We start from the raw sequence: 23,422 nt of genomic DNA on the forward strand, positions 1-23,422 counted from the left end.
ATTAGCGCCTTCAGATATAACTAAAATTTATTTATTCTTACTTAATCTTTTCCCTTTAAAAAAACTCTTTAAAATATCACCACACGCTTCTTCAAGCACTCCGCATTCCACGTTTACTTTATGATTATGCTTTTCATGCTGCAGCAGGCTTGTCATGCTTCCACAAGCGCCTGTCTTGGGGTCTTTTGTTCCATAAATAACAAGATTTATCCTTGAAAGGACAATAGCCCCGGCACACATGCTGCATGGTTCTAAAGTGACATACAAGGTACACCCGTTCAACCTTTCGTTGTCCATTTTTTTTGCGGCTTTTTTTATCGCAATCATTTCAGCGTGAGCGGACGGATCCTTTTTTGAACGGATAAGGTTATGTCCGCGGGCGATTATTTTACCGCTGGATACTATGACGGCTCCCACCGGGACTTCATCTTTTTTTGCGGCTTTTGCCGCTTCTTTCAGCGCCTCTTTCATATAATACTCATGCTGTTTCATATAACCTTCCTTTTGTGAAGTTCAAGTATGACAAATATAAATATTATTATATACGAAATTCCAAGAAAAAGGTGGGCACATCCAAGTGTATATAAATCCATAATGTACCCTGTTAAGACAGCTGCCAGCGAGAATAGCAGCCCTTTTGCCATACCCGCAACCGATAATACAGTGGCGCGGATTGAACTTTCTGTCAGGTCATTGATATACGTAATAATTATTGTGATTCCATATCCCAAAAAGAATCCATTTGCCATTATAAAGGGTAATGATACTACTAAGTCTGCGTAAGCCATAACAAGAAACGATATACCCGGAAATATCAGGAAATATAAGGACACTTTTTTACCGGCGCTTTTTTCAAGTTTGTGCGCCACAAAAGAACCAAGCCCGCTTGCCAGACCAAAAACAGCATGCAGTATGCCAAACCAGACTGTTGTTATCCCATGCTGTTTATAAAAGAAAAAATATGTCCATATGCCCACAACACCAAGCCCTAATACAACCGCGAACAAAACCGACAGTGCCCGTATTTCGGGATGTGTAATGCTGTATAAAACCGCCTTTTTAACCTCTTTTGCATGGTCTGTCTTTCCTGATGTGATATCATTTGGCTCCTTTATTGAAAATGCCACCGGTATCATAGCTGCTGAAGTAAATATGTTTACGATAAAAGGGAAACGCAGCGACACAGCAGATAACAAACCGCCAAGTACGGATGCAAGGGCATCCCCCACCCTTTCTGATAATCCCGCCCTGCCGTCTATCTTCATATATTCTTTTTCCCTGCCAAGGTTTAAAAGCGTATCATATACAACAGCAGAATCCGTTCCGGAGCGCAGGGCAAAAGCCGCGGCTATTAAAATTTCCGCAAGGCAGAACATAAGAAAACTTGAAGTAAGCGAATAAACCAAAAGCCCCGCCGGTAATAAAAAAGACGCTGTGATAATGGCTTTTCTTCTGCCGAAGGCATCCGCAAAATAACCGGTTGGAATTTCAAATAAAAGCATTGCTATGCTGAATATCGCCTGCACTATAAGCACCTGCGCCGCAGACAGGCCGCACTCTTTATAAAACGGCACCATGACCGGCACTATAAGCCAGAAGCTTAAGAAAAATCTTAGGACATACATTTTCGGGATATTGGATTCAAGTTTTTTCATAAATTTCCTTTGTGCGCATACATTTCATTTTTTCAAGATCGGACAGCGCGGGAGCGTTGCCCCTACAAAATCTTACAACACTTCTAAAACACATTCTTGTTTTTGCACTTTCTCTCGTATGGACAGTGCTCCTGCGCTGTCCGGTTCTTATTCTTCAATTCAACTACGCGGACAGCGCAGGAGCGCTGTCCATACAAAGGCTTAAATATAAAAGCCCCCTATAATAAGGGGGCTTTTATATTTTGGTGCGCCTGGAGGGAGTCGAACCCCCGACCAACTGGTTCGTAGCCAGGCACTCTAATCCACTGAGCTACAGGCGCACTAACTATATATCGCTGGAAGTAAACTGACTATATTATACTATACACTGAGCTGAAACATTATGCGAGCTTTCAGCGAGCATACGAAAATCAGGGCCTTACCTTCCTTACGTTTCTTCGTGCGCTGCACGAAACAGGCGCACTAACTACGTATCGCCGGATGCAAGTCTAAATCACAGATACAATATTACATTTTAATTGCTTATTTTTCAATTGTTTTTTACAGAAAACAGAATAACCTAAACATCAGGCTTTTTTTAATTTAAACACTCCCTTTATCAGTTCCATATCATTATCATCAAATACCTTAAACAGTTTTATACATACGGCAGAATAAATAACACTAAACAATCCCGCCTTCGCAAAAAACAGCAGCCAACCGGTCCTGTTGCCCATTAAGTATTCCATGATTGATATTACGCCCAAAGATATAACGGCAGCCGCGCCGGGTTTTAAAATAGACAGCACTATGCCGCCCGCTTTTCCGGATATTACCCTGTAAAGGATATACAACGCCAGCCCCCCTATTGAAAGCGATATAGCCGCAGAAATAAGAGTCCCCTTTAAACCAAAATATTTTGTTAAAACTATACTTAACACTATGTTTAATAAAGCCGATAATCCGGAAACCCACATTACTTCTTTTACCCGTTCCATCCCGTTTAAAATATTCATTGCAGGGTAGCCTATCAGGCTTGCGGTATACGCAAACGCAAGCACAGCCATCACTAAAAACGCTTCTTCATACCCGGTGCCAATCCAAAGGACTATAAATTCATTCCCAAAAGCAATTATGCCGGCGCATAAAAGTATACCGGCAAAAAATAAATACCGCGTTACGCGGATAAACATCATATGTATCTTATCGCTCATGTCTTTTGTTTTCAGTTCCGCTGACGCAGGCAAAATGGAATACAGCCCCATAATTTCAGGCAGCTGCCAGATAAATTTAGAAACAGATGCCCCTACCTGATAATATGCCGCGTAAATAGGATTTAAAAAATAGCCCAAAATAAGTTTATCAGCATTCTGTCCGGTTAATACCGAAACCTTAGATATTACAAGTTTTAAGCTTATGGACATCAACTCCCTGAACTTTTTTATACTTATGTAATCTACTCCGAATGCAAGCGGCGGATATATTTTTTTAACATAAAAAAGCAGTACTATAGTTTCTAAGAGCAGCGAAGACATCTGCGCCACCGCCACGCCCTTAATACCATAACCCATAATAAGCGCCGCCGCCATAGCCGCTGTCCTTATGTAAGCGATTATAATATGCACTATATTGGTAATATAAACCACGTTAAAAGCGTTAATCAGGTAAACAAAGGCAAGCAGGACAAAATTCAGCATGAACGCGTAAACGGTAAACGCCACAACAAAAGAAGCATCCCCGGAATTTTCAGACGCCACTTTAAAGAAACTGTTCATAATGGGATTTTTAAGAAGAAAAAATGCCGCCGACATTAAAATAGCGCTAAACATATAAAAAAAGAACATTGTATTTGCTGTTTCGTTTATATCCTTTTGTCCTGTTTTCGGGTCATATTTTGGAACCATTATTGACATTCCCGAAGGCGTCTGCAGCCCGCCCGCAAGCTCCATAAATACCACCATTGCGGTAACAAGAGCCCAAACCCCGTACATTTCCTTGCCCGCATATTTTAAAATCATAGGCGTTATTATAAACATTAAAGGGAACGTTAAGATAAAAAATACAATACTTGTGACTGTATTTTTTTTCATTCTTTCTTTTAAAGGTTCTTCTGTGTACCGCCATTCATTTTTCAAATTGGTGCCCCGCCCCGGTTTATTGTTTTTAACATTTCAAACAATGCCATTACAGCAGCCCTTTGCCTTACGATTTCACGGCTTCCTGAAAAAACAAACCTGTTTACAATAATCGCGCCCTTATAATTAATCCCGATATACACAAGCCCCACAGGTTTTTCCGGCGTGCCGCCGCCCGGTCCTGCTATCCCTGTAACCGATATGGCGCAGTCTGTTTTGAAAAGCTCCGCGCACTTTAAAGCCATTTCGCACGCGCATTCCTGCGACACAGCGCCATAATCCTGTATTATATAAGGGTCTACTCCAAGTATATCTGTTTTAACTTCATTTGAATAAGAATTTATCCCGCCTATATAATATGAAGAAGCCCCTGCTGTTTGGGTAAGTTTTGACGCTATAATTCCCGAAGTGCAGGATTCCGCGGTTGATATGGTAATTTTTTTATTTTTAAGCGCATTTACCAGCACGCCACAAAGTGTTTCTTCATTTTCACCGTACAGATTTTCGCCCAGCCTTTTTTTAATTTCCAGTTTTACCTTATCCAGCATTTTATCAGCTTCGGATATATTTGCCGCTTTAGCGGTTATCCTTAATTCTATTTCTGTATGGTGAGCAAGTATTCCTATGGAAGGATTTACATACGACTCAAACATATCTTTTATAAGGTCATTTACGGCGGATTCCGCCATTCCTGCTATTTTAAGCGAAACATATTTTATAACAGACGCCTGTTCCCCGCTTTTTTTTATCAGATAAGGTATTATTGCATCTGTCACCATCGGTTTCATTTCATACGGCACGCCGGGCATGCAGGCAATTGTTTTACCTTCATGTTCCAGTATGAAGCCCGGTGCGGTGCCCCTGTCATTTTTAATAATTTCCGAGTTTTCAGGAATGCCCGCCTGTAACTTGTTGGAATCTGCCATCTTGATACCGCGTTTTTTAAAGAATTCATTCAGGTTTAAAAGTATGTCTTCATGAATAACTATTTTTCTTCCCGTGCACTGCGACACAGCGTCACGGGTAATGTCGTCCACAGTGGGGCCAAGCCCGCCGGTTATAATGACTGCATCGGCGCGCTGCAAAGCGGCTTTAATGGCCAAAACAAGACGGCCGGCGTTGTCGCCGGCCGTTGTCCTGAAGTATACGTTTATCCCCGCTTCGGCAAATTTTCTGCTGATGTAAGAGGAATTTGTGTCCTCTATCTGCCCCAGCAGAAGTTCTGTTCCGCAGGTGATTATTTCCGCGTTCACTTTATCGTTTCCTTCGCCTTTCCCGCAAGCGAGGATACAAGTGATGTAAGTTCCATTGGAATAACAAACTTTGTGGCATTTGTCGCGCCAAGTTCTTTTAACGCTTCAAAATACTGTAAAAGCATGGTATTAGAGTCCACGCCTTTTGCCGCGCTGAAAATTTCGCTAAGCGCTTTTGCGTATCCGTCAGCACGCAGTATCTGCGACTGCTGTTCGCCTTCCGCCTTTAAAATTGCCGACTGTTTCTGCCCTTCTGCCACTGTAATAGACGCTGTTTTCTGTCCTTCCGCTTCCGTTACAAGGGCGCGGCGCGTACGTTCCGCCGACATCTGCTTGGTCATGGAATCCTGTATTTCTTTGGGAGGGGTAAGCTCGCGGATTTCAACAGAGGTGATTTTTACACCCCACCTTTCTGTTACTTCGTCAAGCTTTGTCCTTAACCTCATATTAATATCTTCCCTTTTGGCAAGCACATCATCAAGGCTTATATCGCCCACTATTGCCCTTAAAGTTGTAGTCGCGATTCCCTGTGACGCACCGGCAAAGTTTCCAACCTGAACCACTGTCTTTACCGCGTCAATTACCTTCCAGTAAATAAGAAAATCTATTGATATGCCGGCGTTGTCTTTTGTAATACAGGTCTGGGACGGAATTTCAAGATACAGTTCCCTTAAGTCCACCCTTACAGGACGGTCTATAAAAGGTATAAGAATAACCAGCCCGGGGCCTTTTTCTCCGATACATTTTCCAAGCCTGAAAATTACAAGCCTTTCGTATTCCTGCGCAATCTTAATGAACGACGGCAAAAGCACAACAAGTACAACAATAACTGTTACAATAATCGAAATTGTCATTTTAAATCCTCCTTCTTCCTTTGTATTTTTTTCACCTTCAGTTTAAGCCCCTCTTCTTCAATTACCTCAATAACTTCACGCGCGGCAACCGGCTCGTCGGAATACGCCTGCCAGTCCTCGCCGCCCACATTAACTATACCGCCCGCCTGTGTTATTTCTGTCTGAGCCACGCCATTATGCCCTATTGTGCTTTTATTTCCGATAATTGATTTTCTCTTCTGTGCTTTTACCACAAGATAGACAATTAAAGCAAAAAAAGCAGCGGTTAAAACCACCATTGTCCCGATTACAAAATACGACGGCGCCCAGAAATCACCCGCTTCCCTTCCGGGAAAAAGAATTAAAGACCCTATTATCATTGACACCACTCCACCTCCGAATAACGCGCCAAAAGCCGGCGTCATTGCTTCCGCGATAAACAATACCACGGCAAGTACTATTAATATTATACCCGCTGTATTTATAGGGACACTTTCAAAACCTATAAAACCCAGCACTATAGCGATAGCCCCCATTATTCCCGGAATAAGCGCGCCAAAATGCGCAAGTTCGTAAATTATGCCGTAAATACCGACAAGAAAAAGAATGTAAGCAATATTGGGATCAGCCAGGCGGTGCAAAAACCTGTTTCTAAAAGGCATTTTTACCTCTTTTAAGACATAATCCTTTGTGTTAAGTGTAATTTCTTTCGCGCCTGCTTTTATTTTTTTGCCGTCAATCTGCTTTAAAAGCGACTTTAAATCAGATGCAGTATATTCAATAACTTTAAGCGCAAGCGCTTCTTTTTCTGAAATGGATGAATTTTTTGTTATGGCTTCTTCCGCCCATTTTTCATTGCGCCCGTTTATGCGGGCGAGATTCTTAATATATGTAATTGAATCATTTGTTATTTTTTCCGCGGCTTTGTTGCCCTGCAGATCAATAGGGCTGGCCGTGCCTATATTAGTGCCGTCCGCCATTGCCGCCACGTGCGATGCCAGAAGTATAAAAGTACCCGCGGAAGCGGAGTGCGCGCCTTTGGGCGTAACGTATGAAATAACCGGCACTTCGCTTGAAAGTATGGCGTCAATAATAGTTCTCATGGATTTCATCATGCCGCCCGGAGTGTCCATTTCCAGTATAACCGCGGACGCGTTATTTTCTTTTGCCTGTTTAATTGCATTAATAACATAATCCGCGTTCGCGGCATCTATTATCCCGTTAACTTTTACGGTGTAATATTCACCTGCGGCAAAAAGAGAAAAAGAAAAAATTAAAACAAACAAAACAGCACAAGAGACCCTGCGCATATGAATACCTCCCGCCAACGATTTAACTTACAGGTTAAATGATATAACAAATAACGGCAAAACACAACTGCCTGAAAAATTATTTAAGCGGTTTTAAAAACATAGGGTCAATAATTTCAAATGATGATGCTCCCGGTCTTTTCCATCTTAAATGTATCCGCGAATAACCAATATTATCCATATACCTTACCTTTATTTTATGCGTGCCTGCAGAAAGGTTTATCCTGGGATTTCCGCCTGATATTGAATTCTTCATATCAACAGTCAATACGGTTTTCCCGTCAATTTTAAGGTCAGCATAATTATTTGTATCAATGGCAAACTCATAAACGCCGCCGGCAGTCTGAAGATAAGCCGTCCATTCCGCCGAGAAAGGCCCGTCAACCGGGGATACATTCCAGTCAAAGGAAAGCACTGAATCCACCCTGTGAAGGGAGGGATATCCTTCCCAGCGTTCATTCCGGAAATATCTGGCATAAAATCCTTCGGAAAGTTCCTTGTCCCTGTTTGCCATAGCTTCCTGTGCATCCACTTCAAAAGCATACATATGGACATACGCGCTGTTATACTTTTCATATACTGTTATCAGCCTGCCTTTAGGATAAATCCTTGGCAGATCATATACAGCCGTATTTTTATGCGCTGAACCAAGCAGATAATATATATTTTTTCCTTCCGGATTTGCAAAAGGAACTAACGAAGGCGAATAATAGCCATAACTTTTTCTTGATTTTTCGCGCGCGAGAAAATAAAAGGGTTTATTTGCAAACGTAGAATCCACAATCCCGTACCAGTCATCCCCTTTTGACATTACAAATTCAGCAGCCGTCCTGCCAATCGTGTCAAAATTTGACCAGCAGACATTATCTTTGGCCTGAACTTCAAAATAATCTTTATAGTTTATACCGGCAATTATACCGCACCCAATAAGCGCGATTAAAACAGCCGCTTTTCTTCCCATCCCGGCAAACTGTTCCGCCGCATAAACAAAAAACCTGTTTATTACAAGCCCTACAAAAATAATTATGGGTATCATTGAATATATTACCCTTAAAGACTGCGGAGCTTCTATTGTCAGCAGCCCGGGCACCAGAAAAAAAACAAACAAAGAAATAATAAAAAAATAAAAAACATTAAATGAGTTAAGCAGCATAAATCCCAGGCCAAGTACGGCAAGCCCGCCTGTGACATAATCAAGCACCGGCCTTCCCATAATATTATGCCTTGGGTTCTGGTCGCCGTATCTTGTAAACATCTGGAACGTCTTTTTAAATGTGTCTTTTATAGCCTGTTCCCTTGTAAAATGTCCGTGAAACCACTGCTTAACAAGCTGTTCATTAAGCAGGGATGTCTGATTTGTCCTTGCCATAAACTGCGATGGATTGCCCGCAAAATACAGCCCCAGGGGCGCAAAGACTATAAAAAAAACACCAATTGATATAAATATTTTTTTCAGGTTTTCCCTGTAAAAAGCAAAATTTTTAACCGCTAAAAATAAAGCTGTTACTATTACCGCCGGATAAAGCATCCTTCCGGGCACATAGCCGTAAGCATTAAGGCCCAGTAAAGCTCCCATCATCACAAAATCAAATGTCTTTTTACGCGACAGCGCCATATAGATAAAATAAACCGCAAGTATTCCTATTAATACGCCATAAATACAATAAAAACTTATCCTGCTGAAATTTACATGCCAGCGCATTACCGCGAAAATAATCCCCACGGCAAAAGCCGTTTTAACACCGAACATTCTCCTGGTTAAAAAATATACCGCAACAACGGACACTATCCCGATCACAGCCATCGTGGCCCTGGCCTGTACTATCCCGGCACCGAATATTTTAAAAACAAAAGATACTATATATATAGGAAAAGCCGCGTGCATTATGTCGCCGCCCACATATACCGGATACTTCACCCCATACATTGAACCTTTAGTTATCATTTCCACGGCATTGGAAGATATTGTGGCTTCATCATACGCAAAACCGGCCGGCGTTTCATTAATTATATAAAGCCTGAAAAAAGCGGCAACAGCCGCAATTACAGAGACATATATTATTTCCGCCGTTAACGATGACTTTTCCGGCATTTCAGGCATACCGGACACCACGCGCCTGTACCGGTAGGAAACTTCAGCTGCCAGGAAAATTACAGACGCAGCAACATACCACAGATAAACCGGAGGCTTAACAGAATTATGTCCAAAGATCATCGCCTGTCCCGCAAAAACAATAAAAAGCGCCAGCGCCATTATATAAAAAGGCCCTATTGCCCCAAGCATTTTTTTAAAATCACCGGCCGCCGGCACAAAAGCCGCGCCGATATTGTCGGAAATTATCATAAAAGGATTTACATCCGCCTGCGTTATTGCCGGCTGTTTTAATTCACGTTGTTTTGTGGCTGCAGAAAACACAGCAGGTAATAAGCGTCTGGCAGGTACTACTTTGACAGCCGGTAATTCAGTTTTTTCAATTTTAAGTTTTGACTCTTCAGGCTTTTTTTCAGCCTTTTCTTTCACTTTATATACTTCTGTTATAACAATGGGTTCAGATTTTACTTTTACTCCGCAATGCGGACAAAATATGTGGTCAGAATTTATCTTCCCGTTGCACTTATAACAGTACATATAGCCTCCGGTTACTTCTTTGTATTTCTGCTTCCGCGTTTGGTGATAGGCATGCCTTTTTTACACATAGGGCACTCTTTTTCCTCATAAGTGGTTATATCCATGTGCGCAAGGGCAAATGTTTCTCCTTCGCCAAAGTTTATGTTTTTACCGCTTCTGTCAATTAAAAGCCCTGTGCCTGCTATTTCACACTTATAATTTTCCTTAAGCTCCGCTATTATTTCCTGAACAGAACCGCCGGTTGTAACAATATCTTCCACAATAAGCACCCTTTCGCCTTCCGCAATATCAAACCCGCGGCGCAGCTTAAGTTTGCCTTCTTCCCTTTCCATAAAAATTCCGCGCACGCCAAGCTGCCTTGCTGTTTCATAGGAAAGTATTATCCCCCCTATGGCGGCTCCCACGACAACATCAATTTTATGTTTCTTAAAATGCGCGGCTATCTGTTTGCACAGATATTCCGTCGGCTTTGGCTGCTGCAGCACCGTAAATTTTTCCAGGTAAATATTGCTGTGTTTTCCTGACGTAAGCATAAAATGCCCCACCAAAAGAGCGTTTGCTTTTCTGAAAACCTCAAGAATTTTTTCTTCTTTTTGCATTGTCGCTACCTTCCTTTATCTCTTTTAGGATATTTTCCACAGCCAGCACCCTGTCATCCGCTTTTAATATAGGCCTTGCAACAACAATATAATCCGAACCCGCGGCAATCGCGTCCTTTGGCGTCATAATCCTTTTCTGGTCATCCTTGCTTATCTTTCCTGTTCTGATGCCAGGCGTCACTATAACAAAATCCGGCCCAAGTTCTTTTCTTAACATTTTTATCTCATGCGGCGAACACACCACGCCGTCCGCACCCGCTTTTTTGGCGGATTTGGCGAGCGCAAGCACCATCTTTTTTACATCAAGCGCTGTTTTAACGGAAGCTTTAAGGCTTCTGTTGTCAAAACTGGTAAGCACCGTTACCGCCAGAAGAAGCGGAGGGTCAAGTTTCATTTTATCCGATGATTTCATAATGGCTTCCTTGGCGTAGCTTATCATTTTTTCTCCGCCAAGCGCGTGCACATTTACCATATTTACCCCATAACGAGCCGCTTCATAACACGCGTTATATACAGTCTGCGGTATGTCAAAAAACTTGGCATCATAAAAAACCTTTAACCCTTTGCGTTTTAAAGTGCTTACAAGGCGCGGGCCGTCTTTGGTTATAAGCTGCAGGCCGACTTTATAATATTTGATATATGGCGCCATTTTATCAATAAGATTATACGCTTCTGCCATATCATCAACATCAAGCCCAAATATAAGTTTTTCCCTTAAATCCGCGTCTAAGTGCCTGTTCTTATCCATTGTTTTCCACTTCCTTAACCTGTTTTTTTTCAGTCTTTTTCTTTAAAAGTTCCGGATCAACGTGCTTTCCTATTATAAACATCCAGGCGTACTCGTAATCCCCGCCCTTATCATCTTTGGCTATAACCCTTACTTCATGCGTGCCGCGCGTCATTTTTGTGGAGTATTCATATGTTAACATTTTGGTATCGGGGTTGTAAACCGAATCCTTTAATACAACCCTTCCCATCATAAATTTTATTGTGGCTGTGTTAATGCCCGCGTCCTCCGCCAGTTCCGCTTTTATTACAGGTATACGTTCTTCTATAATGGCGGAATCAGGAGGATAAACAGATTTTACCTTTATCTGTTTTTTTTCAAATATCTTTTTAAATTTTTCAATGTCCGAATTGTTGTAGAGCATTGTGCGTTTTAAAGCGTATTTATCGGTTTCAGCCGTGTTGTATGAAGGTACAACGGAAAAACCCGCCTTGTAGCCTGCCTTTTTGACAAAAGCAATTACCTCTTCCGAGTAGGCGCCGTAAGGGTATGCAATTGTATCCATTACAAGCCCGGTCTTATCTTCAAGGTATTTCTTTGAACCTAAAATTTCATTTTCAAGGAATCCAAGGTACTCTTTGTCATCCATTAAATACTTTTTGCCTTTCCTTGTTTTCTGTTTTAAGGAAAGAATCGGATGCGTGGCGCTGTGGCTGCCGAATTCAAAACCATCCGCGGCCATCTCTTTTATCTGCGCCACATTAAGCGCGTTTTTTCCGCCGGGCAGAAAATGGTTATACAGATACGTGGTTGCGGTATAACCATATTTTTTTAAAAGCGGGTAAGCTTTTTCATAAATGCTTCTGTATCCGTCATCAATAGTAATTACAACGGTCTTTGCGGGCGGGTTTTTTCCTTTTTCAACATATTTCACGTATTCAGACATGGAAATCACGTTATATTTATTTTCTTTAAGGTATTTAAGGTGTTCTTCAAACATATCAGGAGAAATATAATAAATATCCCCGAATACTTTCTTTTTTGGGTCGGTAATTTTGCGCTCTTCAAACCTGTGATAGCACAGCACATTTACCAGCGCATCTTCAGTTTTTACACCGGTGTCAATATTACCCGACGCCTGCAGGGATACTGCCGCAGCAAAGAAAAACACGATTACTTTAAGTGTCAGTTTATTCTTCATCTTGTCTCCGTTTTAAGTATAGTCTTTTTATATAAACAGCTGCTCTGCCTGTAATGATACCCAGCAAAAACCCGGCAGCTGTATCAAGCGGATAGTGCCCGCCGGTGTAAACGCAGAAAAAAGCCGTGAAAAACACAAACAGCGCCAGATACGGCCTTGCGGTTTTGTATTCCCACAATGCCGCCGCAAGGGCTGCCGCCATAGCGGTGTGCGTTGAAGGAAACGCCAGCCCAAGCCGCCTCATTTCCACAAGAAAATTTACATCAGAAAGTTCCGCAACAGGCCTCTTTCTTCCAAACAGCGGCTTTAACAGCCTGGAACTTATGACGTTGGTTATAATTAACGCCCACATGGAAAAAGCCGCATTTACTTTTGCGCGCCTGTCCCATTTTTTAAACAGAATAAAAAAGCCTGCCGCCGCAACAATAACAAGAAATACGTCATTAGCCGCGTATTTCATTGCTTCGGCAAGATATTTATTATACAGCCCTGAATTAATTATTCTGAAAAGCCATATATCGGCGGAAATTACCGCGCTTTTTATTTCATTGAACATCATTGCCTCTTACGTATTTGTATCAGTAATTTATTTTATACAGCGCGGACATTTCATTACGGTAAACGGCTTCTCCCATCATATTGAACTTCCCAAGGTAATCAGGGTAAAGGCCGCGTTCTATATTTCCCACATAAACATAGCGTATGCCGTATTTTTTAATCTTTTCAAGCGCGGCGTTAATGTCATTTGTCCTGTATATAAATGCCGCGTCATTGTTCCTTTCATTTACCTGGGTTCCCCTTCCGCTCTGCTGGGATACCTGGTATCCCCAGCCCACAAGCGTGGGTATGCCTGTGTAAATTGACAGCCTGGACGCTCCGCTGTACATACGTTCTCCCGGAGCTTCTAAAACGGGCTCTATCTTATTCAGATTTTTATTGATCCAGTCTATGGCTTTATAATCAAATTTATCATAATCCATATCAGCGCCCGGCCTTCTTTCAAGTTTTTCCATAAAAGCAAGGCCGTCTATACGCGGATGTTTATAAGCTTCTTTCACCTCTATATTGCAAATGCTCATCTTTATCGCGGACCCCATTATCGGGTACAGGACCGCCGGCAGCATTATAAAAATAAAACCGCCCATAAGGATAAACTTGCCGGCTTTATTCCTTAAAACCGCAAGCGCGGCCCCGGAGAATATTACCGTCAGGATAAAGAATGTTTCAAAAAGATTTCCGCCGTTTTTAAAGTCAATAAAATAAAGGGCAAATGACACAGCAAGAAAAACGAATGCGGAAGAAGAACTTAAAAGCACGGATTTTGGGCTGAATTTAAAATGTTTAACGTTCCGGCTGTAAACCACGTTAAACAGCTGAGGCACTGCCACTGCAAGCATTGTCCACGCCACCATATAAAATTTGAATACCGTGTTCATTCTGCCGTCTGCCACATAAAGGATTTCCGTACCCAGCACGATTCCAAGGGCCAGGAAAACAGCCATTAAGGAAAACCGTTCCGCCGTGTCTTTAGTTTCAAATAACCTCCACGCCATTACAGCCATCATTATCAAAAGCGGGCCGAATGTGGGTTGTAAAAAAAACGACAAGGCCGCGGCAGCAGCCGCTATTACAAGCGCCAGTGTAAAAGGCACTGATACCTCTTCACTGTCAAAGATTTTTTCCAAAATCTTTGACACGTTGCCGCCGGCTTTTTTAAAACTCCATTTTTTAATCTTTAACGCGCCGGAAATTTCTGCTATTTTAGCCCCGCCGGCGTATATCACGTAAAGCGAATACGCGCATATTACAACAAAAAATACGGAGAAGTATTTAAACATCTGGTAAAAAGTGGCACGTTCCGGTTTGCTTATAAACTTAGGCCCGCTGTTATACGGCGACTGAAAAGCCGAATGGAACGGCAGGTATAACAGATAAGAAAAACCGGCTATAATTATAAGCACAACCGTTACTTTTAACAATTCATAAACAGCCGGTTTAATGCCGGGCCTGTTTCTTTTTACGTTATAAACACTTATAAGGTAATACACAGAAACCGCCGCGAAAACCAGCCCGTAAAGAAGAAACACAGGCGGAAAATTCCATGTATTAATCGTCAGCATTCCGCCAAGGGTCAAAGCCAGCATAAATGCCATAATAACGCGCTGAGGGTAATTATCGCCCAGCGCGGACATTATGCCGCCGCCCTTTTCCGCGTTTTTAAACAGCGCGAATAAAAGCGCAATTGCAAGGACAGTGACAGGTATTACTATGTTATGAGCGTGCAGGTCGCCGTAAAGGTAGCTGAAAAACGGCACTTCTGTTATTGCGGGTGACGGGTAAATTCTTGTGGGGTCCCAGATAAACTGAAACCTTGAAATTAAAGAAGGTATCCTAAGCAAATTTCCCGCGGAAACCACCGCATTAAAAATGAATTCAAGCGTGTGAAAATTTCCCGCGCAGGCTAAAAGCAGCCCGCCAAAAATCCCAAAACGGCGTTTGCCCGTCATGCTGTAAGCAAGCGAAAAAGCCGCAATAAAAGAAAGCGCGAACAGTATTGAAAGCGACAGGTTATATGTCACCCTTGGGAAGATACCAAGCAGTTTGGAAGCGGTGGCCAGCATCAGCTGCCCCCAGTAATAATAATTAAGCGTGTATCCGGAAAGCCACGGGTCCATAGGCGGGAAAGTCACGCCGTTAAAAATGGCGGACAGATAAGCCATTCCCATCGGTTCGCCGCCGCCGTTGTAGCCATGCCCCGGTACATTATGAATATCAGGAGTCCATAATTTAACAATCACAAAAAGCATATAAGCGGCAAGGAAAAGGGTTTCAGTAAGAATTATATGCTGCCTGTTTGCGGAATAGAATTCAGCCGTTTCTTTTCTGTTTTTTAATGTGTACCATATAGAAAGCGCCGCTGCCGCAAAAAGCAGAATCCAGAGATTTATCTGGTAAAAATTCCATACCTTTGCAGATACCATAATCCAATTAATCCATGTAAAAACAAAAAGCCCTGATATTTTAGCAAGCCCATAGCCCTTATCTTTTAAACTGCCAAAAACTTTTGAATGCATAGGCCATATAATCAGCGCAAGCACCTGTATCAGCACATACCATAAAAACACCGAAAGATACGGCATTACAGGCGTGATAATATCCCTCACTTTTCCAATATTGGCATTAAACGCTCCTTTTTCTTTTTTAAAACTCTGCTGCGCCCCAAATTTCGCCTTAACTTCGCTTTCGCCTTTTATTATCAGTTCCCTTAACTGCTCTTTTGAAAGGTACGCTTCATTTTTAAAAACATGAACATGCGGATGGTCATAAAGCTGAAAAGATTCGTCCGATTTGTCATCTATTATATCTATTCCAAAAAGCGACGGGTAAACGGCTTTTTCATAAGCAAGTTTAAACCCAAGTTTTTCAGGATTTGAAAGCATTGTGGTGTAGTAAAAATAGTTAATGGGGTATTTCTGCGGCAGCCTTAAATAAGTGCCTTTTGCCCTTCTGTCAGCCATTACAACATAATCTGACTGCGAAAGTTTTGACGACAGTTCTTCATATTTCCATGTAGTGTCAGGTTCCTGAAGCGCCCAGTGCAGCCCGCGGTACATTCCGGGGTGTCCGTTTGCCGCGTATGTGGGAAGGTCATCGCCCCACATTTCATTTAATACTGTTGTCTGTTTAGGCGGATTTACGGTGTTGTCCACAGCGGGTACATCCCGGTAAAACCATTCTGACGCCTGCACCCATGTATGCTTCTGATTGTAAATATTCATAAAAGCAAGGCCGTAAAAAACAGCGCCCGCGACAACAACATACCTTATAACAAGCGCGGACTTTTTAAATTTTGTTTTCTCATACAGGTCATACAAAAACTTGGCCGTAAGTATGGCAAGAAACGGAGTCATTGGTATTAAATACCTGTTAAACTTGGCAAATGACATCCCTATAATAAGGAAGAACGGCACCACCCACGCAAGTATCAGCAGCGTGTCCTTATCTTTTATCTGCCCGTGTTTGATCAGGTTCTTAAAGAACATAAAGACATAAAATAATAACGCTATTAAAGCCGCGGTTCCGTATGGTATTCCCATAGTATATTTTACAAGGTTATTTATCTGGTAAAGGTACGGGGTGGTGTTTCTGTATTGCCTGTTATACGGGACATCCCCTTCCCCTGTCACAAGAATATTTTTCTGGTAATTCTGATCGCCGGTAAATTTATTAAAGTCCAGTATCGCGTATGGCATAAAAACAAAGAAAGCAACCGCGGTAATAAGCACCGCCCACGTCATATTTATCCACGCTTCTTTTTTTCTTTCGGATTCAGCCCTGGTTTTTGCTTTAAGCGAGAAGAAGTACAGCAGATGCGCGGTAAAAATAACCAGGCCTACCGGCATTGCGGCTGTTTTGGATGCAAGCGCCGCGCCGTAAAACACCGCGGCCAGAATGTAATTTACAAGGGTTCCCTTTTTATAAATACGCGCCGAAAAGTATATTGTACCCGCCACAAAAAAAGTGACAAAAGTATCAACGGTAAAGAAATGCCCCGCGTGAATATGCAGTACGGTAAACGCCAGCAGCACCGATGACAGCAGCGCTATCTTTGGGCCAAATAGAATAAGAGCCGTGAAGAAAATGAAAATAAGCGTGCCGGTATCCACAAGGCCGGAAAGTTTTCTTGCACCGCCGATTAAGGCTTTATTCATGTCTTTTATAAGCCCTTTGCTGTGGAAAAAATTAATCATATCCTTTCTTGCCGCCAGTATATATAAAGGAAGGGAGCCGTACTGCAAGCCGATAGGTTTGCCCGGGTATGACAAAGAAGGCACCGCATTGGAAACTATCCAGCGCTCGTCAGGGTGAAACTGCCTGTCATTGGTCCAGTCCGCGGACTTTGTCCTAAGAAACAAAGCAATAAGGACAACAACCGCAAAAAGAATGTACGTTCCTAAATTTGACTTTTTCTTTTCAGGTTTTGCCTTAAAAACTTTTTTGACGGCTTTCTTTGCTTTTTTCGCAGCCATTTGTCTCCCCTTTGAAATTCAGTTAAAATATTGCGGGTTAAAGACCCGCGTCTGCCAACATTAAAAACTGGACGCAACATGTTGCGTCTCTACTTTAAAAAACAAAATACAAATATTAAACCACTTTTGCGGTTACGCTTCTGCCTAACTGCTTTATGCTTAATTGCTTATTTTAAATCCAACTGCCGCACCCTAAAGGGCGCGCCTACCAAAGCTTAGATAACTGCCGCGGGTTAAAAATCCGCGTCTTCCAACATTAAATCAAGACGCAATATATTGCGTCTCTACTTTAAAAAACAAAATACAACTATTAAACCGCTTTTGCGGTTACGCTTCTGCTTAACTGCCTTATGCTTAATTGCTTATTTTAAATCCAACTGCCGCACCCTAAAGGGTGCGCCTACCAGATCTAAACCAACCATCCAAGCATCTAACCTTCCAAGCATCCAACCATCCAAGCATCTGACTTCCTTACTTCTTCCCCTGCTCTAAAGCCAGTGTCTTTGTTGTCATATCCATTACAGCTGAAGGGCCAAAATACTGTATGGGGCCGGGGAAAAGATAGCTTTCCGTCATTGCCCAATTGTCCCTGTTTTTTACAAGGTATTTAAAGGGCGCCGCGTTTAATTCAACCAGCGCTTTCTGAATAACGGGTTTTTCTTTACCTTTTCTTCTTTCTATGTTCATCATCATGGTAAGCGGAATACCGCCGCATATCCATTGCGAGGATTTCTTTGTAAGGTTCCTGACGGACGAAAGGTAGCCTGTCATTCCGTTTAACGCAAGAAACACGGCGTTGTAACCAAGCGCGTAGCAATAGTTGGTGTCAAAGTTGGAAGGCGCTCCGCAGCGGCCTTCGTATCCAAAAAAGTGCGTTATTGCGGAAAACTTGCCTTTATATTCGCCTTTTTCTTTTAATTCTTTTAACTTTCTTGCGACCATATCTATTAAAAGTTTTTCTGTTTCTATCTGGGATACCGCCACGTTTCCGTGCGGATCGCGGTCAAGCATAAGCTGCGATTCAATACCATCCGGCAGCGACTTCATCAGCGCCGCAAGCTGTTCCGGCAGTTTTGTGTAAACGAACTGTTTTTTCTCCACAATTGAAGCCATTTTGGAAAGCGCTTCTTCATTGTCGGCAAGTACGTCATTTAACGCGGAAATAAGTTTTTTAACTTCCGGAATAAATTCTATAAGCCCTTCGGGTACAAGCACAACGCCGAAGCTTTTTCCTTTGGCCGCCCTTGCGGAAACTATTTTTGCTATGTCTTCAACCACTTTGGCAAGGGTCATATTTTTAGCAAGCACCTCTTCGCCGATAAGGGTTATATTAGGCTGGGTTTTCAACGCGACTTCAAGGGTGATGTGCGATGCGCTTCTTCCCATAAGGCGTACAAAATGCCAGTACTTTCTTGCGGAATTTACGTCGCGGCAGATATTACCCACAAGTTCCGAGTATATTTTTGTTGCCGTATCAAAACCAAATGATGTTTCTATCTGCTTGTTTTTTAAATCCCCGTCAATAGTCTTGGGCACGCCTATAACGTTTATGGGCGCGTTTTCTTTTTTAAAATATTCCGCAAGCAGCGCCGCGTTTGTATTGCTGTCATCGCCGCCCACTACAACAAGCGCGTCAATTTTATTCTTTAAAAGGCCGTTCTTTGTGGCTTCAAACTGTTCCGGTGTTTCTATTTTTGTCCTGCCCGACTGTATCATGTCAAATCCGCCGGTGTTCCTGTAATTATCCATAAGGGATGACGTGATTTCCATAAACTTATTTTCAATTAATCCTGAAGGCCCGCCAAGAAAACCGATAAGCCGGTTGCTTTTATTTGCTTTTTTAAGCCCGTCAAACAGCCCCGCGATAACGTTATGGCCGCCGGGCGCCTGCCCGCCGGATAACACAACGCCGATTTTAACAGCACTTTTGCGGACAGTTTTATTTGCACCTTTGCCGAATGTCACAATGGGCCCGCCATAAACATGGTCAAAAAGATTTTTTACGGTTTCTTTGTCGGAAATTGATTCAGTTGCCTTTCCTAAAACCGCCTTTATCATAGCCGGCTTTCCCTTTAATATCGCGGGAAGCTCCGGTTTGTATTTCATCCTTTCAAGCTGAAGTTCCGACCTGTGTACTTTTGATTTCGCGCTTTTTGCCATACCAATAGCCTCCTGAATATATAAAATACATGATTTTAAACAATAGGTGTATTATAGAAAAAAAGAGGGTAAAAAACAAGGTTTTTAAAGGCAGCAAAAAATCCGGAGGGACGGAAGGACGGCTTGGATGCTCCGCATTGCTTATAATTAATTTTCTGTCTTCTCTTCACTTATGCTTCGCCGGCCTTTACTAATCTGCGGCAAATTTCCGTTTTTTTTGTATTTCTTAAACAACAACGCTTTTTTATTAAACCCGGCTTCAAAGCAGGGTTTTAATTTACACGGCTTTGCAAAATAGAAATGTCCTGTTTTGGCAGTATTAATCCCCTGCAGGAATTACAAAGCTTATTTTAGCCCCGGTACCGCCGTCGCCGGATTCGGCCCATATTTTTCCGCCGTGAAATTCCATAATCTTTGCCGCTATAAACAGCCCCACACCCGCCCCCTGATGCTTTCTTGTAAGGTGGCTTTCAGACTGGTAAAATTCCTCAAATACCTTTTTACGCTCTTTTTCAGGTATCCCTTCCCCGCGGTCTGTCACAGATACCAGAATATATTCTTTTGCAGCGTCAAGTGAATCTCTTATTTCAGCAGGAATAATGTTATCATTGCCTTTAAACTTGGCCACATGCGTCCGCACCACGCTTCCGGGCTCTGAAAATTTAACGGCATTACTCATAATATTCAGCAGCGCCTGGGACAGCCTGTCCGGATCCGCATTCGCGGATAAATCTTCACCCTCGGCAGACGGTTCAAAACTTACGCCGTTTTGACCGGCATTATACTTAAACTCTTCAATCCTGCTGTTTATGAAATCCGCGACATTTAAACGTACTTTATCTATCTGAATTACACCCGCTCTAATTTTTTCCATATCCGACAGGTCATGAACAATAAGCCGAAGCCTTTCCGTATTTTCATTTATGGCATCCACAAATTCTTTCTGTTCCTGCGTCAGGTTTTCAGAATTCTTCTTTTTTAAAAACGAGGAATAACCTTTAATAATAGCTATGGGGGTGCGCATTTCATGAGATATTATAGCGATAAAATTTGTCTTCATTTTGTCATATTCCTGAAGTTTCCTGTAATTTTCCCTTAATTCTTTCTCCGCCTTTTCAATCGACCCCAAATGTACGCTTACCATTGAATATACAAGCGCCGCGGTAATAAAGACGTACACCCATCCTTTAACAGTCTGCGCAAACGCGTACGCGTCAGTTGTATGCATAAACAGCGATAATGTTTTATCAGAAAAAAATATCCACAGAATTCCAAACAGAAAGTAAACAGCCGCGATTTTAAAAGCTGATTTTTTCATAATCCAGCGGTTTCCCCTTATATTCGTTTTTATAACGTTCCCTTTTCTGACATATTAAAATTATAACAGACTATTGAAGCCCCAGAATATACTATTTTTATTATTTCTTTTTATAAATTTCCTTAAGGGCAAATTCAAGGCCGGGGAAACCAAACTTAAAACCTGCTTCAAGCAGCCTTTTTGGATATGCTTTTTGCCCTGCCAGCAGCACTTCTTTGGCAAGTTCACCTGCAATCATCTTTACCAGAAACTCCGGTTTGCGGAAAAAAGACGGCCTTCCTAAAACCTTGCCCAGTAATTTTGAAAATTCAAGGTTGGTAACAGGTTCCGGCGCGGTTAGATTATAAATACCGGATGTGTTCTGATTTTCTATTAAATGTATTATGGCGTGTATTTCGTCTTTTACGTGAATCCATGAATGGTACTGCCTGCCGCTGCCGATTGCGCCCCCGGCAAAAAATTTAAAAGGCAGGGACATGGCATTTAAAAAGCCGCCGTGCCCAAGCACTATTCCTGTCCTTATTATACAACGCCTTACGCCCATCCTTTCAACCAAAGCTGTTGATTCTTCCCAGCGCCGGCATAAGTCCGACAGAAAACCTGTGCCTTTTGGTGAGTTTTCATCAAGGGTTTCATTGCCCGCGGAACCATAAAAACCAACTGCAGAAGCCTGTATCACCACTTTTGGTTTTTTTTCCGCTTTTTTCACGGCAAACGTAACAGCTTCGCCGGCATCCAGCCTGCTTTCAATGATTGATTTTTTATTCGCGCTGTTAAGCGGAAATTTAATTATAGGCGCGCCTGCCAGATTTATAACGGCTTCAGCTCCCTCTATTTCAAAACGCATCTCTTCCCAGGGCACATAGCGTATATGCCGATCCGCGCTTGTTTTATTAAAGGGATCCCTGCTGACACCAATTACTTCATACCCTTTTTTAATAAGGCGGTGGGCTAAACTATTTCCTATAAAACCTGTTCCCCCTGTAATTACTACCTTCTTCATTTTGTAACTCTCCTTGTACTAAATGCCCCCATTTGTACAATAAGGTGATTATAACAAAAATAACAAATTAAGCAATAAGCAGATAGGCAGTTAAGCATAAGCGAAAGATTTAAACATAGAGGATTAAGCTATAGGAAGCTTATGCTTATTTTTCCGCTATAGCTTAATTGCTTAAAACGCTTATGCTTATTTTTTCAGATACCTGTCCATATCCTCCGCGGTTTTTTTGCCTTCGGCTATCGCCCATACAATAAGCGACGGGCCGCGCGATACGTCGCCCGCGGAAAACACTTTATTAACAGATGTCATTGAATTTTCACCCTTTTTCACATTACCCCTGGCGTCAAGTTCCACGCCAAGCCCTTCAAGCAGCCCTTCTTTTACCGGGCCTGTGAAACCCATTGCCAGCAGCACCAGGTCCGCCTGTATTTCAAATTCAGAACCCGCGATTTCATTAAACTTTCCATCACTGAATAAAACCTGAACACACTTTATTGATTTTACCCTGCCGTTTTCTCCGGTAAAACTTTTTGTCAGCACAGACCACTTTCTATCGGAACCTTCTTCGTGGCTGGTGGAAGTTTTAAATATCATCGGGTACTTGGGCCATGGCTGATTTTCAGGCCTTGTTTCCGGAGGTTTTGGCATTATCTCTATCTGTATTACGCACGACGCTCCCTGCCTGTTTGCCGTACCCACACAGTCTGCGCCCGTGTCCCCGCCGCCTATTACCACCACTTTTTTACCTTCCGCAAAAATTATATCTTCTGTTATGGCATCTTTTGCCACCCTCATATTGGACTGTTTTAAATACGCAACCGCCTGATGTATGCCGGCAAGTTCCCTTCCGGGAATTGCAAGGTCGCGTTCTTTTCTGCACCCTGTTGACACGCAGATTGCGTCATAGTTTTTTAAAAGTTCTTCCGCCTTAATATCAACACCCGCGTTAATTCCGTTTTTAAAAACAATCCCTTCTTCCTTAAGAAGGTTAAGCCTGCGGTCTATTATGGTTTTTTCAAGCTTAAAATCCGGAATGCCGTAGCGCATGAAACCGCCCGGCCTGTCTTCTTTTTCATAAACGGTCACGCTGTGCCCCGCCCTGTTTAAGTGATAAGCCGCGGATATTCCCGCCGGCCCGGAGCCTATAACCGCCGCTTTTTTTCCGGTGCGTTTTATATTTTTTCTGGCCTTTATGTAACCATCCTTAAATGCTTTTTCAATTATTGCAAGTTCGTTGTCCCTTATAGTTACCGCGCTGTCATTTACCCCAAGCACGCAGGCAGCTTCGCATAAAGCCGGGCATACCCTTCCCGTCACTTCCGGAAGCACGTTTGTTTCATCCAGAAGAATAAACGCGCCTTTCCAACGGTTTCTGTACGCATGGTCATTCCATTCCGGTACCAGATTGCTAAGCGGGCATGCCCAATGGCAAAACGGCGTGCCGCAATCCATACAGCGGGACGCCTGCTCGCTTACTTGTTCATCCGATTTGGGCACCGCCACTTCGGCGTAATCTTTTACCCTTTCGCATACCGGCCTGTATTTTAACGCTTCCCTTTTTAACTTAAGAAAACCAGAAGGATTTCCCAT

At 42.5% G+C, this 23,422-nt stretch carries 16 protein-coding genes and 1 tRNA gene; all 17 read right to left on the reverse strand.

What is annotated here, in order from left to right; translation table 11 throughout:
• Positions 1 to 27: 27 nt before the first annotated feature.
• Positions 28 to 492, reverse strand: a complete 465-nt coding sequence (locus CVV21_00315) for a tRNA adenosine(34) deaminase TadA (protein ID PKL92823.1) — start codon at positions 490 to 492, stop codon at positions 28 to 30.
• A complete protein-coding gene (locus CVV21_00320) occupies positions 489 to 1,655 on the reverse strand; it encodes a hypothetical protein (GenBank protein ID PKL92824.1) in 1,167 nt (388 codons plus the stop codon). Before CVV21_00320 ends, CVV21_00315 begins: the two co-directional genes overlap by 4 nt.
• Positions 1,656 to 1,898: 243 nt before the next feature.
• A tRNA-Arg gene (locus CVV21_00325) sits at positions 1,899 to 1,975 on the reverse strand.
• A 246-nt stretch (positions 1,976 to 2,221) separates the two neighbouring features.
• The gene (locus CVV21_00330) at positions 2,222 to 3,769 is read right to left on the reverse strand and encodes a hypothetical protein (protein PKL92825.1); all 1,548 of its coding nucleotides are present in this window, start codon (positions 3,767 to 3,769) and stop codon (positions 2,222 to 2,224) included.
• Positions 3,766 to 5,067 carry a competence/damage-inducible protein A gene (locus CVV21_00335; protein ID PKL92826.1) on the reverse strand — a complete coding sequence of 434 codons (1,302 nt, stop codon included), beginning with the start codon at positions 5,065 to 5,067 and terminating at the stop codon, positions 3,766 to 3,768. Before CVV21_00335 ends, CVV21_00330 begins: the two co-directional genes overlap by 4 nt.
• On the reverse strand, positions 5,019 to 5,876 hold the full coding sequence (locus tag CVV21_00340) for a hypothetical protein (protein PKL92827.1): 858 nt from the start codon (positions 5,874 to 5,876) through the stop codon (positions 5,019 to 5,021). Before CVV21_00340 ends, CVV21_00335 begins: the two co-directional genes overlap by 49 nt.
• Positions 5,873 to 7,165, reverse strand: a complete 1,293-nt coding sequence (locus tag CVV21_00345) for a serine protease (GenBank protein PKL92828.1) — start codon at positions 7,163 to 7,165, stop codon at positions 5,873 to 5,875. Before CVV21_00345 ends, CVV21_00340 begins: the two co-directional genes overlap by 4 nt.
• 79 nt (positions 7,166 to 7,244) lie before the next feature.
• Positions 7,245 to 9,794 carry a hypothetical protein gene (locus CVV21_00350; GenBank protein ID PKL92829.1) on the reverse strand — a complete coding sequence of 850 codons (2,550 nt, stop codon included), beginning with the start codon at positions 9,792 to 9,794 and terminating at the stop codon, positions 7,245 to 7,247.
• Between the two features lie 11 nt (positions 9,795 to 9,805).
• Complete coding sequence (locus CVV21_00355; protein ID PKL92830.1) at positions 9,806 to 10,393, reverse strand: orotate phosphoribosyltransferase; 588 nt, start codon at positions 10,391 to 10,393, stop codon at positions 9,806 to 9,808.
• Complete coding sequence (locus CVV21_00360) at positions 10,368 to 11,141, reverse strand: orotidine-5'-phosphate decarboxylase (GenBank protein ID PKL92831.1); 774 nt, start codon at positions 11,139 to 11,141, stop codon at positions 10,368 to 10,370. The genes CVV21_00355 and CVV21_00360 overlap by 26 nt, the downstream gene beginning before the upstream one ends.
• On the reverse strand, positions 11,134 to 12,321 hold the full coding sequence (locus CVV21_00365; GenBank protein PKL92832.1) for a hypothetical protein: 1,188 nt from the start codon (positions 12,319 to 12,321) through the stop codon (positions 11,134 to 11,136). The genes CVV21_00360 and CVV21_00365 overlap by 8 nt, the downstream gene beginning before the upstream one ends.
• Positions 12,311 to 12,880: a hypothetical protein gene (locus CVV21_00370; protein PKL92833.1), complete on the reverse strand. Its 570-nt coding sequence runs from the start codon at positions 12,878 to 12,880 to the stop codon at positions 12,311 to 12,313. Before CVV21_00370 ends, CVV21_00365 begins: the two co-directional genes overlap by 11 nt.
• Positions 12,881 to 12,899: 19 nt before the next feature.
• The gene (locus CVV21_00375) at positions 12,900 to 17,351 is read right to left on the reverse strand and encodes a hypothetical protein (GenBank protein ID PKL92834.1); all 4,452 of its coding nucleotides are present in this window, start codon (positions 17,349 to 17,351) and stop codon (positions 12,900 to 12,902) included.
• Between the two features lie 471 nt (positions 17,352 to 17,822).
• Entirely contained in the window at positions 17,823 to 19,511 is a 1,689-nt protein-coding gene (locus tag CVV21_00380; GenBank protein ID PKL92835.1) for a diphosphate--fructose-6-phosphate 1-phosphotransferase, read from the reverse strand.
• Between the two features lie 319 nt (positions 19,512 to 19,830).
• Complete coding sequence (locus tag CVV21_00385) at positions 19,831 to 20,829, reverse strand: hypothetical protein (GenBank protein ID PKL92836.1); 999 nt, start codon at positions 20,827 to 20,829, stop codon at positions 19,831 to 19,833.
• 100 nt (positions 20,830 to 20,929) lie between these two features.
• Positions 20,930 to 21,832, reverse strand: coding sequence for a TIGR01777 family protein (locus tag CVV21_00390; protein ID PKL92837.1), 903 nt, complete (start codon positions 21,830 to 21,832; stop codon positions 20,930 to 20,932).
• A 186-nt stretch (positions 21,833 to 22,018) separates the two neighbouring features.
• Positions 22,019 to 23,422, reverse strand: coding sequence for a glutamate synthase (locus CVV21_00395; protein ID PKL92838.1), 1,404 nt, complete (start codon positions 23,420 to 23,422; stop codon positions 22,019 to 22,021).

This window comes from Candidatus Goldiibacteriota bacterium HGW-Goldbacteria-1, assembly GCA_002839855.1.
In the GTDB taxonomy this organism is placed as follows: Bacteria; Oederibacteriota; PGYV01; order PGYV01; family PGYV01; genus PGYV01.

What these genes read in the sequence shown, in the direction of transcription:
- CVV21_00315 (PKL92823.1), bottom strand. Translation starts at nt 492, where the DNA reads ATGAAACAGCATGAGTATTATATGAAAGAGGCGCTGAAAGAAGCGGCA.
- CVV21_00320 (PKL92824.1), bottom strand. Translation starts at nt 1,655, where the DNA reads ATGAAAAAACTTGAATCCAATATCCCGAAAATGTATGTCCTAAGATTT.
- CVV21_00340 (PKL92827.1), bottom strand. Translation starts at nt 5,876, where the DNA reads ATGACAATTTCGATTATTGTAACAGTTATTGTTGTACTTGTTGTGCTT.
- CVV21_00345 (PKL92828.1), bottom strand. Translation starts at nt 7,165, where the DNA reads ATGCGCAGGGTCTCTTGTGCTGTTTTGTTTGTTTTAATTTTTTCTTTT.
- CVV21_00350 (PKL92829.1), bottom strand. Translation starts at nt 9,794, where the DNA reads ATGTACTGTTATAAGTGCAACGGGAAGATAAATTCTGACCACATATTT.
- CVV21_00355 (PKL92830.1), bottom strand. Translation starts at nt 10,393, where the DNA reads ATGCAAAAAGAAGAAAAAATTCTTGAGGTTTTCAGAAAAGCAAACGCT.
- CVV21_00360 (PKL92831.1), bottom strand. Translation starts at nt 11,141, where the DNA reads ATGGATAAGAACAGGCACTTAGACGCGGATTTAAGGGAAAAACTTATA.
- CVV21_00365 (PKL92832.1), bottom strand. Translation starts at nt 12,321, where the DNA reads ATGAAGAATAAACTGACACTTAAAGTAATCGTGTTTTTCTTTGCTGCG.
- CVV21_00370 (PKL92833.1), bottom strand. Translation starts at nt 12,880, where the DNA reads ATGATGTTCAATGAAATAAAAAGCGCGGTAATTTCCGCCGATATATGG.
- CVV21_00375 (PKL92834.1), bottom strand. Translation starts at nt 17,351, where the DNA reads ATGGCTGCGAAAAAAGCAAAGAAAGCCGTCAAAAAAGTTTTTAAGGCA.
- CVV21_00380 (PKL92835.1), bottom strand. Translation starts at nt 19,511, where the DNA reads ATGGCAAAAAGCGCGAAATCAAAAGTACACAGGTCGGAACTTCAGCTT.
- CVV21_00385 (PKL92836.1), bottom strand. Translation starts at nt 20,829, where the DNA reads ATGAAAAAATCAGCTTTTAAAATCGCGGCTGTTTACTTTCTGTTTGGA.
- CVV21_00390 (PKL92837.1), bottom strand. Translation starts at nt 21,832, where the DNA reads ATGAAGAAGGTAGTAATTACAGGGGGAACAGGTTTTATAGGAAATAGT.
- CVV21_00395 (PKL92838.1), bottom strand. Translation starts at nt 23,422, where the DNA reads ATGGGAAATCCTTCTGGTTTTCTTAAGTTAAAAAGGGAAGCGTTAAAA.